We start from the raw sequence: 15038 nt of genomic DNA, 5'->3' as shown, positions 1-15038 counted from the left end.
CCGCGAGCAGAACGAGCGCTAAACCAGAACTGTACAAGCGCTGTCCTCGACAGCACCCAGGTAGCTAGAACCTTTGAGGCTACGCCACATCGTGGTGGTTCACCCCAAGTGCGATTAGTGTCCGGCGGCTCGCACGGTCACAGCGATGTGATGGATGCCTACTTCTCAACTTTGCCCACTGCGGCAATTCAGGCCTTCTCCTGGCTGCCCTGCAGCAACTTATCCGCTTGGCCATTTCTTGCGCCAACCTGTTGCCCGTCTCTTTGCCGCCTAAAGAGACGGGCGCATATCAAACTGCTGCAGCCCTAATCGCACGGGCCTTTGCGGCTTTCCCCCTCGTGACAATCGGCGTGACAAACTCCGAACGCTCACTCGCCACAGCGATGCCGATGATGATGCCGCAGCCCACGCAATGGACTGCACCTGACTGACAGTCAGGCATGCCCCAGTCATCACCTCGCTGTCTTCACCCGACTCAGGATCTCGCGGAACCGGTCTCGTCAGCCAGTGCAGCCTCCACCCGCCCACCGCTATCGGTGTTCAGGAGGCCAGATCATGAGATGCCCAAGCTCCCGGTCGTAAGGAGCCGTCAGTCCCGCGTAAGTGGACAAACCTCACAGGTCGCAGGGGCCTTGATCCCTGATAACACTCAACAACCTTGGCGGGATGAGTGAGGACGAAGTCGATAATCTCAGGAGAAGTGCGATGCAACTGTGCGAAGCGTTCGAGCCACCACAACCGTTGCTGGAATACCAGCAGGCGCCACTGCCCTACCCGGTCGAAGCACTCGGGGATCTGCTGGGCCCTGCGGTCGAACGACTGGCCGAGGTGATCGGCGTGCCCTGCGCCATGGCCGCACAATCGGTGCTGGCCAGCGCTGCCCTGGTGAGTCAGGGTCATGCCAATGTCGAACTCGATGGCCGAACCTATCCATTGTCCCTCTACCTACTGACGGTGGCGTCCTCGGGTGATCGCAAAAGCGCGGTGGATCATCTGGCACTGAAGGCGGCGCGCGACTGGGAACGACAGCAGTGGACCCTTTATGCGGAAAAGCTCAAAGTCTATCGCGCCGCTACCAGCATCAGGGACAAACCCAAAACCTCAAGGAGACACGCGGAGGCGGAAGGCGGTGAGCCATCCGAGCCGGTACCGCCGAGACTGATCATTGCCGAACCCACCATTGAGGCCCTGGTCAAAAGTCTGTGCCATGGCTTGCCCAGCATGGGCTTGTTTAATGATGAAGGTGGCCAGTTCTTGGGCAGCAGCACCATGAGCAAAGAGAATCTGCTCAAGGCGATCACCACCTTGTCGACACTGTGGGATGGCAGCCCGATCGACCGGGCGCGCTCCATGACAGGCGAAAGTCTGCGGGCCTATGACCGCCGCCTCAGTCTGCATCTGATGCTGCAACCCTACCTTGCCAACCAGCTGTTCAAAGACCCGGTGATCAATGGCCAAGGCATCCTCGGCCGTTGCCTAATCAGTTGGCCCGAGCGCCTGGCCGGCCAGCGGCTCTACAAGGCGATCGACTTGAGCCGGGATGCCAGAGTCCAGCGCTACCAACAGCGGATCACCGCCCTGCTGCGACAGCCCTGGTCGCTTCACAAGGATGGCTCACTCAATCCCACCACGCTGGAGCTGACTCCCCGTGCCCGTCGTGCCTGGATTGATATTCACGACACCATCGAATGTCAGTCTGGCGAGTTCGGCGAGCTGGCCGGCGTCCAGCCTGTCGCAAGCAAAGCCGCGGCGAATGTACTGCGCATCGCAGGTGTGCTGGCCATGGTTGAAGAGGCCAGTTCGTTGGACGAAGCACACATCCAGCGCGCTTCCACTTTGATGGATTACTACCTGGCCGAGATCCAGCGCCTGACCGAACAGGAGCCGGTGAATAGCCGATGCGAAGAGGCGGATCGACTGCTGCGCTGGCTGGTGCAGAAAGGCTGGACTCACTTCGCCCTTCGCGATGTCAATCGCAACGGCCCGCGTTTTGCCCGCAAGAGCGCTGACCATACCGCCTCTCTATTGGTCGTGCTGATCACTCATCGCTGGCTGAGCAGCCGCGACGGAAAAACTTTCGAGGTCCGCCATGTTTCGCCTCAATGACGCGGTGCGCCGCTACCAAGCGCAACATCAACTACAACCTGAATCGCGTCGTGTCGCCGCAACTGTCGCCAGCCTGTCGCCACGCGTCAGGCCAGGAACGACGCGGGTTGTCGCCACTGTCGCCGCTGTCGCCACACCACCTCCTGAGCCTGCCCACATTGCCCTGCTGATCAAGCAACTGCGCGAAGAAGGGGCGCTGCTGCAACACCAGGAGAACACCCTCCTGGTCCGCCCGACACACTGGCAGCAGGTGGACAGGCTCAGCCCCCACTGGCAAGCCCTGCTGCTTTTTCTGCAAACAAACGAAAACGGTGATGACGATGGCCTTGGTCGGTCGGCGTGAGGGGCGCAACTTTGGCTACGGCCGCCAGCTGAGCTACGCAGGCCCACAAGCGCTCAAGGATCTGTTTGCCGGCGGCCACTTCGCCACGGTCAAAGCGCATAGTGATCGCTGGCAAGCGTTCGTACGTTGGTGTCGGTCAGAGGACGGTCCTGGTTACAACGATGCGCGCCAGATCGACCGACAGACGCTGCAGGACTACGCCGCTTATCTTCGTCAGCAGATTCAGCAAGGTGAACTCTGCATCGCTACTGCGCAGAACCGCCTGAGCAGCGTTAACCGCACCCTCGCCGCGCTGCGCGGTGATCAAGACGTGAGAATCGCCAGCCCGAGTCAGGCGTTGGGACAGCAGCGCTCGAGCGTACGCACCCACGCGGCGGATGGCCAAGACCACCAGCAGGTGCGGCGAGTACTCGAGGCGCTTGGCGAACAGCAACACGAGCGGGTGGCCGCGATAGTCCTGTTGGCCCGAGCTACCGGTATGCGCCTGCGCGAAGCGATCCTCGCTGATCTGCCACGTATCCAACGTGAAGCCAAGCACTTCGGTCGCATCAACATCCAGGACGGCACTAAAGGCGGCCGCTCAGGGGCATCAGCGCCGCGATGGATCAATGCTAATGAAGAGGTGAAGGTGGCGCTACAGTTCGCCCGAAATGCGTCGCCGCCCCGCAGCCGCAACTTGCTGGCCCGAGGCGAAAGCTACGCCGCATTCCTGCAACAGACCGTACTCCCCGCCCGCGAAGTCCTGCATGAACAAGGGCTGAAGGGCTTTCACGAACTGCGAGCGGCCTATGCCTGCGAGCGTTACGAACAGCTCACTAGCCACGCGGCCCCAGTCAATGGTGGCCACTGCTATCGAATTGACCGCGACCTTGATCAACGGGCGCGCCAACAAATCAGCCTTGAGCTCGGGCATAACCGGATTGATGTGGTTTCGGCTTACATTGGAGGTAGAGCGTGACCAAGCCCTTCGATATGGCGCTGTTCCTGAGCGGCGTACTGACCGGCTCGAAGATCACGCAGCAACGCCACCTACGGCAAGCCAAAATCATGCAAGCTGCCATTCAACAACGATGGCAGCGCGATAACCCCTGGTCCTGGCAACTGAAGCACGTGCATTGGTTTTTTGCTCATTATCTCAACGACCGTTCCGGATCTACTCAATATTATTATCGACTAACCGCCGCCCTGATCTGGATGAGGATGGGTAAAAGCCGAACGCACCTGATGATGGGGTAGACCTATCCATGAAAGCGAATACTGACAGTAGCTTCAGTTCTAACGTAAGCTAAGTCATGGCTATAGGCCACGCTCCAAATCTACGGAGCTATCAGGCCGAAGATAGCAATATACCGGTCGCAAAGCTTAGGAGGAGCGTTGATGAGCACAGGAAAGCCCAAAAGGATTACGCTGAACGTTTACTTACTCAAAGAGGCACCAAATTCGGCGTCTTACTGGACAGATAAAGATTTTATAGCGAGCCCCATAGGTCCGAACGGAAAGCCTAAACAAATTGGTACAGAACAGTATCCTCTTGGTCCTGAAGGGGAATATGGCACTCTCTTCATTCGGAAACCTTTTGTAGAGGCCGCTCCAGAATGGTTGAACTTCATTCAGAAGGGCCTAGATGAAGGAGTGAAAACTTCCAAGTGGAAAAATAAAAGCATCTCCGCCATTCTGATTGTGAAAAATGGCTCTCGCCAGTTTGCTATTTCTTTTGGATATGGGCGCTATCTGATTGAGCCGAGATTAATCGAAGATAGATTTGGTATAAAGGTCGTTTTAAACAGTGTCTCACCCGACAAGATAGCATCAATTGATCGTCAGACATTCGACGCGTCCCCACGACTAAGCAGGACACAAACGATCAAAGCAGCATCTGTGTCAGATTATATGATTAATGCTGAGCAGGATTTGCTTCGCGGACTAGTAGGACACACAAAAAGCGCTTACTCAGATATTTTTGGAAAAATAATTGCCGGCATTGATTCATTCAAGGCATCCGTAGCGATAGATCTCGCTGATCTAGGAAATTTCCTGCAACTGGCATTAGAGCGCTCCACCTCAAAAGACTACCTCGCTAAAGATGTAGACGGACATGCCAGTGAGTTTTCTTGGGTTGAGAATTTACTCCCGGTTAAAGACAAAGAGCTTTCCGAGGCTCTCGACATTCAACTTTGGAATTCTCTAATTTCTAATCAAACCAAAGACATGTGGCTCGCCATACCGGATCTAATTGACTGGACCTCCGTTACAGGATTCGCTTACAACCGAACCCCGGACAGTGATGATATTGATCCTGTGCTAGATTTGGGAAGATTTTTTTCTACGTTTAGGAAAGGAGCAACTTTAGATACGCTAAAGCGACGCGAAATTTTTCTGATTCTTTCAAGCGGCAGTCCTCCAAGACCATTCCCTGCGTTTAAATGTCTCTATGCGGAAGTCAAGCATGATGCAAATTTATATATTTTAAATGCAGGAAATTGGTTTAAGGTAGAAGCGTCCTTTCAGACGGCAGTAGAGAAGTATTTCGCGGAACTACCGAGAAAACAGTTCGCGCCACCTTTTACAGAGTATTCGCACGCCGGTGAAGGTCCGTACAATGAGTATGTTTGCGCCCAAGCGCAGAGCTCCCATGCAATGCTCGACAGACAAATGATCAAATTTGGTGGTAGCTACGATAAAATTGAGGTCTGTGACATTTACAGAGTGAAAACTCAAAACGAACGGGGTGAGTTTATTCATGTTAAACGCGGTCGTGGCTCATCGACGCTAAGCCATCTATTCGCGCAGGGTTTTGTGGCCTCGACCCTCATGGTAAGAGAGCCAGGCTTTGTAAAAGACGTAAACTTGCAACTGGCGAAGAATAAATTTGACGCAATTCCTGTTAATTTCGAAGCGCGTGGCAATGACGTTATCTATGCCATCATTGATGGAGCCGCCTCGACAGCTCTAGATATACCTTTTTTCAGTAAGGTAACACTACAAAACTACGGAAAGACCATCAACTCATACGGCTACGGGGTAAAGTTGATGCATATTCCGGAATCTGCCGCTCACCTTGCTAGTGTCGCCCAGAAAACTGCAGCAAAAGCTTCCAAAAAGAAAACAACAGTTACAAAGAAAAAAACAGACCGCAAGAAGACCGTCCAGCCAAAATCCGGAGTTTGACTTGAAGTGCCTGTTCCCAATGGCAAAAAGCCCTCTCTCAATCAGAAAACGCCCCTTTTACTTGTTCAAAGCGGGCGTAGTGGTCGGGGAGGCTTACGCGTCTTTCTTCGTGAAGCGCAGCTTTGGGTCGAAAACTGCCAGTTGTGACCCAAAGCTGCGCCTCAAAGCAGATGTAAGCATGCATTTCGTCGATGCAATGTAAGCGCTTCCTAAATCCCACCGTCTTCAAGGTGGGGGCGCTTAGCTAACTTCATCGCACGGCCGTACGTCATCATCGACTTAGTAATGTTCTTCAATATAGGCGTATGCCCTTTCAAATAGGTCCTTGTCTTTGCTTAGGCCAAACTGCGCCAGGGTCAGCATCAGTGCTTTCTGGATTTCGCGTGGACCACTGTTGGAGTTCTGCCAGCCCTCAAAGCGGGTAGCGTTCACAATTTTGTCGATCTGCTCGACCACATCACCAATCAGCTTCGGCGTTGTTTCCGGGCGGGTTTCCAGGAAGAGTTTGGTCAGCGCCTGCTTGTTGTCTGCCTCCGTTACTACAGGGTCACCGGTTTCACGCTCGGCCTGCACCGTATCTTTGGCGGCATCCAATAGGCCCTTGAGCCAGTCGATGGCCTTGATTACACCCGCTTCATATTCTCGGCGCAGTTTCTCCAGGCGCTCGCCCAGCTCGACGAACACAGCCTCGCCATGGCCGCGCAGACGCCCCATCAAGTCTATTTCCAGTCGGCGGGCACGTTTTTCCTGCTCTTTCTCGGTCAGGGTGAAGATTGCGTGTTCATCCATGATTAGCTCATCGATGTCATCGCGTATGCGACTGATATCGGTGTGCTCGTGAATCATCTTGATGGTCTCGGGCCCTAACGCGGCCCAGACCAGCGCCCCCGTTTGACCAACCGGGCGTACTGATTCATAGATTTGCGCCAGCCATTTGTAATCCTGGCGGTAGGGTGTCAGGAAAGGGTCGGGGTTGATGGCCGACCAGAGTTTGGCCAGCACGCCAAAGGCTGTGGCAAACTCATCGCGTTTTTTATTGTCCGGCAAGCATTCCTGTGCGGCCAGGATGCCGTCGAAGCCTGCCAGGGTGCGGTCCACGTTCGGGAAGAAGGCCAGACACAGCTTCAACTGCTCTGGCAGCAACTCCTTGAATTTCTCGATGCCTTCGACAATCCCGTCGATCTCTTCCGGGTTATAGGCCAGCGCCGTGCGCAGGTTTTCGAATACGCCCAGATAATCGATGATCAGGCCCATACGCTTGACCACCCCGTCCGCCTCATACAGGCGATTGGTGCGGCACATGGCCTGCAGCAAGGTGTGGTCGCGCAGCGGTTTATCCAGGTACATGCAGTAGCAGATCGGCGCATCGAAACCGGTCAGCAGCTTGGCGGTCACGATCAGCAGTTGTAGGGGTTGTTTCGGGTCTTTGTAGGTTTCCAGCAGGTTTTTCTGCGCCTGCTCTTCACCATCGAATTTCTGCCAGCGCTCAAAGTCGGCTTGCTTGATCGGTAGATCGAGCTCTTCCTTCCACTTGTTCCAGTCCTTGTTGAGCTTACCGTTCTCATCCTTCACCGGAGCCTGGTCGAGATTCATGACCACCTCCAGTGCGTCGAAACCCAGCATGTGACCAAGTAGGTAATACATCTGCACGCAGGCATCGCGGTCATAGACCACCACCATGGCCTTCATCTTTTTCGGCTTCACATGGCTGGTGAAGTGTTCGGCAATGTCGGCACTGATGGCCTCCATGCGCTTCGGTGCCTTGAGCATCACGGCCAGCTTGCCGGCGCGTTTGGACAAAGTGGCCTTTTCGTCCTCGTCCAGGTTGTTGTCTTTGACCAGTTGCTCGAACTCTTCGTTGATCGCCTCACGGTCGACCCGCAATTCGGCTAAACGGGGCTCGAACTTAACCGGGTTAGTGGCTCCGTCGCGGATCGACTGTTTGTAGCTGTAGCGGTTCATATAGCGGCCGGGATCTTCATCGGCGCCGAACAACTTGAAGGTATTGCGTTCGATACTGGAGATCGGGGTGCCGGTCAGGCCGTAGAAGTGGGCATTGGGCAGCGCCCAGCGCATCTTCTCGCCCAAGCCGCCTTCCTGGGTGCGGTGGGCTTCATCCACCAGCACGATGATGTTGTCGCGACTGTTTAGGCCCGCCAGGTTGTGCTCATCGATCTCAACATCTTTGAACTTGAAAATGGTGGTGATGAGGATGCCGCGGCTGTCCTGCTCGATATGTTCACCGAGCTTTTTACAGCTCTGCACCTTGATCAGGTTTTTCACATCGGCGCCGCCGAAGGTCTCGCTAATCTGGCTGTCCAGGTCGCGGCGATCGACCACGATCAGCACGGTGGGGTTTTTCAGCTCGTTGTCGGCCCGCAGCATCTTGGCAGCATAAAGCATCAGCAGCGACTTGCCCGAACCTTGGAAGTGCCAGATCAGGCCTTTTTTCGGGTAACCCTGTTTGACCCGCTCAACAATCTGCTTGGCCGTCTCGAACTGCGGGTAACGCGGCAGCAATTTGATGCGTTTGGGCGGTGTGTCTTTACCGGTTTTATGGGTAGAGAACAGCGCAAAAGAAGCCAGCAGTTGCAGCAGGGTTTGCGGGTTCAGTAGCCCTTCGGTGCTCGCCAGCACGGAGGCCAGGGTGTCGGGAATATCCTCACGCTGATCGGTGTGGTGCCAGGGGCCCCAATCTTTGACCCGGGCATTGATCGCTCCGTAGGCAAAGGTTTTGCCCTCACTGGCGAAGCACAGCAGGTTGGGTACGAAAAAGGCTTTTGCATGCTGCCAATAGTGTTTTTTGCCGCCCATAAAGTCAGCGGCACCGTCCTGCCAACTGACGCTGGGGCGAGTGGCGCTTTTCACTTCACCTACCACCAGCGGGATGCCGTTTACATACAGCACAATATCGAAGAACACCTCGCCAGCCGCGACATAGTGCACCTGCTGGGCCACTACAAAGTGGTTGTTGTCGAGGTTTTCGAAGTCGATCAGATTGATGGTGACATGTTCACCATTCTCACCAAAGGCCAAGGTTTTTTCGGCCAGCAGCCACGCCTGGAAATTCTCGTTGGCCCGGACCAGGCCACTGTGCGGGGCCTCCAGCATTACACCGCGCAGCTTATGAATTACCTCATCGGCGTAATCCGGCTGTTTGTCGATAGCTGGGTTTAACGAACACAACGCGTCTTTTAGCCACTCATCGACAAATATATCCTGCGCCTTCTTGGGCAGGCTCTCGCCGTGGCAGTAAGTCCACTTTCCCCCACTTAAATTTTTTAAGCGGTCGATAATTCCATTTTCGGTGACAGTATGCTCGTTAAACATTCTCAGGCCTGCCTAAGGAAATCTTCAAAAATAGATGTTCTTAACCTTCTCAGATCAGAAAGCTTGATTGATGCAATATTGATAGATTCCAAAAGCTCTCCAATGGAATTATTGATCAACTTCTGCTGCGTGTCTGAAGGGATCGCTATTTTCAGCTTGGAAAACGAACTCTTGTTAATTTTTTTCATACTCCCGCTTGTGCCAGCAGCTATCATTTTTATTTGAGATCTAGCGCATGGCGAAAGCAGATAATTTTTTAAGAACTCCTTCGACACAAGATTTTCCTTTACATTCAATCGCCACATTGTGTCAGGGAATATAGCACTCCTTTCAAGTTCATCTTTGTAAATTCCTGCAAAACCAACTAAATCCGCTGTGTTTGCCCTAGAAACCAATAGATCTCCATTGCCTAGCCTCAATTCTCTTGAAAACTTCTGAGCCTCTATAGATTTATATCCATTAGTTTGAAATCCGTGCCGGGTCAAGCAGTTTAGATTCAAGACATAAAAACCAGTATCTTTATCAACTGCAGAAACCGAGTCTCCGCTTTCTGGGGGACTCATCAAAATATCTTTAATTTGATAATTAATCCAGCCACCACCAAGTTCGCAGTTATTTTTTGCATCCACATCGGAACTGTCTTTGAATGCGTTCAATTGAACTGCACGCAAGCATTCTTCAAGGGCGAAAATTATAGATCTAATTGCCTCTTCTTGGTCAGCGACTCTCTGGAGGATCTTCAATATCCCCGCCTGCGCCTTAACATCAGGGATATAAAACTCATACCCTTCAATATCCGACCAGTTTATATATGGGTTTGTAGACCCCTTTGAGTTAACAACGGAATGTCGCGTGAATCCTTCGGACAACATGATGAATGGCAGTAGGCGCCCATCAAAAAACCCACAATCCGCTGGTTCTATGACATAAGTGGTGTTTGCGGTGACCCCATCAAAATCCGCTACAGCCACTTTCTTCAAATATGTTCGTCTTGAGCCATAGAGTATTTGACCTTTTCGAAATATGCGATGAAATGCGGGCCCCACATAGTCATCAGAGAAGGTGCCATACCTCCTCACTCTTAAGTCTTCGGTATCCATATGACCACCCTCTACATATCTTTCGAAGGGGTTATTCTCTCGATCTACAGATTCCTTACACTGCCTAGCGACATCGCTAAATTTTAATCTCTGCCAACCATCAGACAATGCTCTTTCAAATCGCTCGATTGCTGGACTCAAGGTTTTGGTGATAGATATTTCTTCTGAAGAAAAACCCAATTCAGCGAGGTTTTTTAACAATCTGCTAGTTTGCTTTTTCAAACGGACGCGACTGACTTTCCAGGCTTCAATGGCGTGTTCGATCTCATGCAAATCCCCATCGCTGGGGGACTGCACATAAAGCGGTATCGACAAATTGTGTTGGTTCTCGCGAATCGCTTCGATATCCACCAGCGCAGTAATGGCCGGAGATTTGTCCGGCGCGAAGTAGGCTTCGGTTAGTACGGCGAGGTCATCGTCCGAGAGTCGACTATGTGCGCGCTCGCGTGTGACATGTTCGATTCCATTGATAAACAGGATCTTGCCTTTGCGCTCAGTGGGTTTGTTGCAGTTGAGCACCACCACGCAGGATTCCATCGGCGAGTTATAGAAGAGATTGGGGCCAAGGCCAATCACTGCTTCGATAATGTCCGACTCGATCACCTGCTTACGGATGGCCTGTTCCGAGTCACGGAACAGCACGCCGTGGGGCCAGAGCATGGCGGCGCGGCCGGTGTCGGGCTTCAGGCTCTTGATGATATGGGTGTAAAAGCCATAGTCGGCGCAGCCCTGGGGTGGCACGCCGTAAAAGTTACGGCCATAAGGGTCGGCAGCGAACTTGTCGCGGTTCCATTTTTTGATGGAGTACGGCGGGTTAGCGAAGATCACGTCGAACTGTTTGAGCTGGTCGTTATCGATAAACTTGGGCTCGGCCAAGGTATCGCCGCGCAGCACTTCAAACTCTTCGATCTCGTGCAGGAACATGTTCATACGGGCTATGGCGGAGGTGAGCAGGTTCACTTCCTGGCCATAGAGTTTGACACTGCGCCATTCTTTACCTTCGTCCCGCAGGTCCATCACCGCATTGAGCAGCATGCCGCCGGTGCCGCAGGTGGGGTCATAGGCGGTTTCACCGGGTTTGAGACCCATGATGCGGGTCATCAGGTGCACCACGGTGCGATTGGTGTAGAACTCGGCGGCGGTGTGGCCAGAGTCGTCGGCGAACTTCTTGATCAGGTATTCGTAAGCTTCGCCCAGGTCATCCTGGGCCACCGACTTGATGCCAAGGGGGATCTTGCTGAAGTGCTGAATCAGGTCGGCCAGCAGGTGGTCGGGTAGACGCTCTTTGTTGGTCCACTGGGCATCGCCGAATACGCCGTGCAGGCGTTCGTTGTGGGTCTCGATCAGGCGCAGGGCATTCTGGATGGCTTCGCCAATGTTCTTGCTGGTATGGCGTACCTTTTCCCAGCGCGCCTCCTGGGGAATATGGAAGCGGTGAAACATGGGCATGACGGAATAGTCGGCATCGCCCTCGTTGACCTCCATGGCCTCGACATACTCTTCCAGGTAAACGTCGGATAGGCGTTTATAGAACAATAGCGGGAAGATGTACTGCTTGTAATCGGAGGCGTCGATCTGCCCGCGAAGAAACTCGGCCGCTCCCCAAAGGAGGTCTTCGAGTTTCTTTTTGCCAAGTTGAGAGGCTTGGTTTTTCTGGTACTCAATCATTCTTACGAGTCTTGTCTGATAGCTGGTGAGCAAGCTGGCTCAGGTCGGCGAGGCGTTTGTCTGCGCTGGTGGCAACTTCATGTTGGCGTTTCTGGTGAAACTGCTCGTACTGCGACTCGGCGTGTTGCTTGATGAACTGCGAGGTGTTGCTGTCAGCGCTATCCATGCTCATAGCTCAAACCCTTCCTTGATCAGCAGTTCTTCCAGCTCCTGCTCGGCCTGCTCCAGTGCGGCCAGTTTCTGCTGAAAGTCTTTCAGCGCCTCTTCGACGGTGATTGTTTCTTCTTCCAGTGGCTTTTGCACATAGCGAGCAATGTTCAGGTTGAAGTCGTTTTCGGCAATTTCACCCAGCGGCACCCAGCGCGCTACTCCTTCCAATGCTATGGCAGAGGGGCCTTGCTGATACTGCTCTAGGTAGATCTGGTAAATCTGATCCGCCTGGGCATTGCTCAGGGTGTTTTGCGCGCGGCCTTTGGTGAAAATCTCCTCGGCATTGATGATAAGTACATGGTCACGATGCTCATCAGGGCGCTGCTTGCGCAGCAACAGGATGCAAGCCGGGATAGCGGTGCCGTAAAACAGATTGGGCGCTACGCCGATAATGGCTTCGATGCGGTTTTCTTGGAGCAGGCTGGTGCGGATTCGGCCCTCTGCCGCACCACGGAACAGCACGCCATGGGGCAACACAACCGCCATTCGCCCATCGGCATTGAGGGAGGCGAACATGTGCTGTACCCAGGCAAAGTCACCGTTGGTTTTCGGGGCCAGGCCGTGACTGTTGCGGCTGTAGGCGTCCGCCGCCCATTGTTCATGACCCCACTCACTGAGGCTGAACGGTGGATTGGCGATCACACAATCAAAGGTTTCGAGCCGGTCGTAGATCAGAAACTTAGGCTCACGCAGGGTATCTCCACGAACAATCTCAAAGTCTTCCTGGCCGTGGAGAAACAGGTTCATGCGGGCAATGGCTTCAGTGGTCAAGTTCTTTTCCTGACCTTTGAGCTTCAGCAGCCGGGGATCACCCGTGTTTTCTCGAACGTGGTGAATGGTCTCCAGCAACATGCCGCCCGTACCGCAAGCCGGGTCATAAACGCTTTCGCCCGCTTTGGGGTCAAGAATGTTGACCATCAGCCGCACAATGGTGCGCGGGGTGTAGAACTCACCGGCTTTCTTGTTGGCTTTGTCAGCAAAGCGCTTGATCAGGTATTCGTAGGCGCGCCCCATATCGTCGTTACGAACGCTGGCAACCCCTAGATCGACTTTGTTGAAGTGGTTGAGCAGCGTGGCTAGCAGCTCATCCGGCAAGCGCTCTTTATTGGTCCAACTGGCATCGCCGAAAATGCCATGCAACTGGGTGTTGGCTTGCTCTATGCCTAGAAAAGCATCCTTAAGTGCCTTGCCGATATCGTGGGACTTGGCAAACACGTCATCCCAGTGGCTGCCAACAGGAACCTCGATGCGATGGAAGATTTTCTCGCGCGCCAGCTCCGCGCTTCCGACCTTGGCCAGCACCTCTTCAAACTCTTCGTCATACACATCGCAGATCCGTTTGAAGAATAGGATCGGGAATATGTAGGTTTTGTAGTCGGAGGCGTCGATGGGGCCGGTGATGATGTGTGCGGCGTGCCATAGGTGCGCTTCAAGGTCTTTTAATTTAATCAGGGTCATTTTTACTCGAAAAAAAACTTGAGCAGCTGTTCGGGTAGCCTGCTCCGCTGGCAGGCTAGAGATGGGGCAAGTGTACTGGATATCACTGAATCGAAGGTCCGCATGTCGAAACTACGGAGGCCTTAGCGCTGTGAGGGTGGAAGCGCTTCAGCTTAGTCAAGAAATTTGGCAGGGATATCGCTGAAAATCCCAACAACCTGCGGAAACCTCTGGTATTCCAAAAGGTATTCCACATAAATCTCTAAAAGAAAATTACCTATCAAAATCAGAAAGTTACCAATCCTGTTCAACTTACCCCGGCCCACCAACCAAAGCTGACAAGGCCCGCCCAGTGCGGGCTTTGTTGCATCTGGGGTTTGATCATTCATGCCTCACACCGCACCCTGTGGGAGCAGGCTTGCCCGCGAAGAGGCCAGCGAAACCGCCCGGATGTTTTCCAACCTCAGGTCCCCGCGTCACCGCCCTCTCTCCCGGAGAAGCCCATGCGCCAAGCCCTCCTGATCATCGACGTACAACCCGGCTTCGCCCCGCCCGAGTGGCTGGTCGACGGCATCCGGGCACTCATCGGCACCCTGCCCAGTGTCGCCACGGTCGAGCGTCACGACGAGTCCATAACCCCCTTCGAAAAACAGCTTGGCTGGCACCCCGCGCCGGACGATGACAGCCTGATCCCCGCCGACCGGATTTTCATCAAGCACGGCTACGCCCCCACGCCGCAAACCATCGACTACCTGAAAAGCCTGAACCTCGAGCGCGTGCTGGTGTGCGGCCTGCAGACCGAAACCTGCTGCCTGGCGGCGGGGTTTGCGCTGTTTGATGCGGGTTTGCAGCCGACCTTGATTACGGATTTGACGGTGGGGTCGTCACTGGACCGGACGGGCGGGTTGGGGGTGAGGCTTTGGGAGCATCATTTCAAGCACACGGTGAGATCGAGCGACCTGTGACTTCACCGCGTCCTAGGACATTTCCCGCAAAACGCATCGCCTTTCATGAACTGGCGGGGGCTGCTTCTCGACGATAGCCTTCAGGGGTCGCTGCACATCAGCGATCGGCTTTGACAGGCTGAAGAGCAACCTTCCACTCCTACTGATAAAACGGCATGCTTCCGCGCGTTCTGTCTTTATGGTGGCTGTGCGTGGGGCATCTTCGGATGCACCGGTTTTGTGCTCTCCGGTCTGTCAACCCGCGTACAGCTGCCACCCACACCTGATTGACAGCAGATAGTTGGCAGCTCCTTCAACCAAAGACGGAGCACAATCTTGAAAAAACATAGCCCCAACCCGCCAGACACTTCACCAGACCCAACAACCGAATCACCCGACTTATCCAACCTCTCCAACACCACCGAACCCGCCATCAGCGCCCGCCTGCGCAACCCCAATCACCTCGACCCCGTCAGCCACGTCTTCACCATCCGCCCCGACATCGACACACCGTCCCTGCTCACCCACGCCAGCGAAACCCTCGCCTCGCTCAACGTCATGAGCACCGACCTTGCCTGCGAGCTTGAGAGTTCGCGTCGCAACATCGCCCTGGCGATCCAGCAGTTGGCCGTGCTGGCGCAATTGCTGGTGAACCGGGCTCTGGACAACATCGCGCCCCTCGAGGAAGCAGAGGCTTGAGATGGATCGATCCATGCCGATGCCAGACAGGTC

General features: G+C 54.2%; 12 protein-coding genes. 7 read left to right on the top strand and 5 right to left on the bottom strand.

The annotated features are described in order from the left end of the window. Nucleotides 1-705: 705 nt before the first annotated feature. The 5 genes from CD175_RS25180 (at nt 706) to CD175_RS25160 (ending at nt 5617) form a co-directional block, all read left to right on the top strand. On the top strand, nt 706-2106 hold the full coding sequence (locus CD175_RS25180; protein WP_104450871.1) for a YfjI family protein: 1401 nt from the start codon (nt 706-708) through the stop codon (nt 2104-2106). Beyond that, the gene (locus CD175_RS25175; protein WP_104450870.1) at nt 2090-2449 is read left to right on the top strand and encodes a hypothetical protein; all 360 of its coding nucleotides are present in this window, start codon (nt 2090-2092) and stop codon (nt 2447-2449) included. The genes CD175_RS25180 and CD175_RS25175 overlap by 17 nt, the downstream gene beginning before the upstream one ends. Next, nucleotides 2427-3407 carry an integrase domain-containing protein gene (locus CD175_RS25170; RefSeq protein WP_104451050.1) on the top strand — a complete coding sequence of 327 codons (981 nt, stop codon included), beginning with the start codon at nt 2427-2429 and terminating at the stop codon, nt 3405-3407. Before CD175_RS25175 ends, CD175_RS25170 begins: the two co-directional genes overlap by 23 nt. Continuing rightward, nucleotides 3404-3685: a hypothetical protein gene (locus CD175_RS25165; RefSeq protein ID WP_092407946.1), complete on the top strand. Its 282-nt coding sequence runs from the start codon at nt 3404-3406 to the stop codon at nt 3683-3685. The genes CD175_RS25170 and CD175_RS25165 overlap by 4 nt, the downstream gene beginning before the upstream one ends. Nucleotides 3686-3826: 141 nt before the next feature. Then, complete coding sequence (locus CD175_RS25160; protein ID WP_104450869.1) at nt 3827-5617, top strand: TIGR04141 family sporadically distributed protein; 1791 nt, start codon at nt 3827-3829, stop codon at nt 5615-5617. A 279-nt stretch (nt 5618-5896) separates the two neighbouring features. On the opposite strand, the gene CD175_RS25150 is transcribed toward CD175_RS25160, so the two are convergent. The 5 genes from CD175_RS25150 to CD175_RS25130 form a co-directional block, all read right to left on the bottom strand. Then, a complete protein-coding gene (locus tag CD175_RS25150) occupies nt 5897-8947 on the bottom strand; it encodes a type I restriction endonuclease subunit R (protein ID WP_104450867.1) in 3051 nt (1016 codons plus the stop codon). A gap of 2 nt (nt 8948-8949) precedes the next feature. Continuing rightward, a complete protein-coding gene (locus CD175_RS25145) occupies nt 8950-11715 on the bottom strand; it encodes an N-6 DNA methylase (RefSeq protein ID WP_104450866.1) in 2766 nt (921 codons plus the stop codon). Next, the gene (locus CD175_RS25140) at nt 11708-11887 is read right to left on the bottom strand and encodes a hypothetical protein (RefSeq protein WP_240629027.1); all 180 of its coding nucleotides are present in this window, start codon (nt 11885-11887) and stop codon (nt 11708-11710) included. The genes CD175_RS25145 and CD175_RS25140 overlap by 8 nt, the downstream gene beginning before the upstream one ends. Further along, nucleotides 11884-13383: a type I restriction-modification system subunit M gene (locus tag CD175_RS25135; protein ID WP_092407956.1), complete on the bottom strand. Its 1500-nt coding sequence runs from the start codon at nt 13381-13383 to the stop codon at nt 11884-11886. Before CD175_RS25135 ends, CD175_RS25140 begins: the two co-directional genes overlap by 4 nt. A 152-nt stretch (nt 13384-13535) precedes the next feature. Beyond that, the gene (locus CD175_RS25130) at nt 13536-13751 is read right to left on the bottom strand and encodes a hypothetical protein (RefSeq protein ID WP_104450865.1); all 216 of its coding nucleotides are present in this window, start codon (nt 13749-13751) and stop codon (nt 13536-13538) included. 114 nt (nt 13752-13865) lie between these two features. On the opposite strand from CD175_RS25130, the gene CD175_RS25125 reads away from it, so the two are divergent. Further along, complete coding sequence (locus CD175_RS25125) at nt 13866-14327, top strand: isochorismatase family protein (RefSeq protein ID WP_104450864.1); 462 nt, start codon at nt 13866-13868, stop codon at nt 14325-14327. A 315-nt stretch (nt 14328-14642) separates the two neighbouring features. After that, nucleotides 14643-15005 (top strand): DUF6124 family protein, encoded by a 363-nt coding sequence (locus CD175_RS25120; protein ID WP_104450863.1) that lies wholly within the window; start codon nt 14643-14645, stop codon nt 15003-15005. Nucleotides 15006-15038 lie beyond the last annotated feature (33 nt).

This window comes from Pseudomonas laurylsulfatiphila (genome assembly GCF_002934665.1).
GTDB classification, from domain to species: domain Bacteria; phylum Pseudomonadota; class Gammaproteobacteria; order Pseudomonadales; family Pseudomonadaceae; genus Aquipseudomonas; species Aquipseudomonas laurylsulfatiphila.
The sequence above is the reverse complement of the archived record's forward strand: the minus strand, read 5'-3'. Positions and strand labels throughout refer to the sequence as shown.

Excerpts from the sequence above, each read along its gene's own strand:
- CD175_RS25170 (WP_104451050.1), top strand. The coding sequence starts at position 2,427 with ATGGCCTTGGTCGGTCGGCGTGAGGGGCGCAACTTTGGCTACGGCCGC.
- CD175_RS25145 (WP_104450866.1), bottom strand. The coding sequence starts at position 11,715 with ATGATTGAGTACCAGAAAAACCAAGCCTCTCAACTTGGCAAAAAGAAA.
- CD175_RS25150 (WP_104450867.1), bottom strand. The coding sequence starts at position 8,947 with ATGTTTAACGAGCATACTGTCACCGAAAATGGAATTATCGACCGCTTA.
- CD175_RS25175 (WP_104450870.1), top strand. The coding sequence starts at position 2,090 with ATGTTTCGCCTCAATGACGCGGTGCGCCGCTACCAAGCGCAACATCAA.
- CD175_RS25125 (WP_104450864.1), top strand. The coding sequence starts at position 13,866 with ATGCGCCAAGCCCTCCTGATCATCGACGTACAACCCGGCTTCGCCCCG.
- CD175_RS25135 (WP_092407956.1), bottom strand. The coding sequence starts at position 13,383 with ATGACCCTGATTAAATTAAAAGACCTTGAAGCGCACCTATGGCACGCC.
- CD175_RS25180 (WP_104450871.1), top strand. The coding sequence starts at position 706 with ATGCAACTGTGCGAAGCGTTCGAGCCACCACAACCGTTGCTGGAATAC.
- CD175_RS25140 (WP_240629027.1), bottom strand. The coding sequence starts at position 11,887 with ATGAGCATGGATAGCGCTGACAGCAACACCTCGCAGTTCATCAAGCAA.
- CD175_RS25160 (WP_104450869.1), top strand. The coding sequence starts at position 3,827 with ATGAGCACAGGAAAGCCCAAAAGGATTACGCTGAACGTTTACTTACTC.
- CD175_RS25130 (WP_104450865.1), bottom strand. The coding sequence starts at position 13,751 with ATGAATGATCAAACCCCAGATGCAACAAAGCCCGCACTGGGCGGGCCT.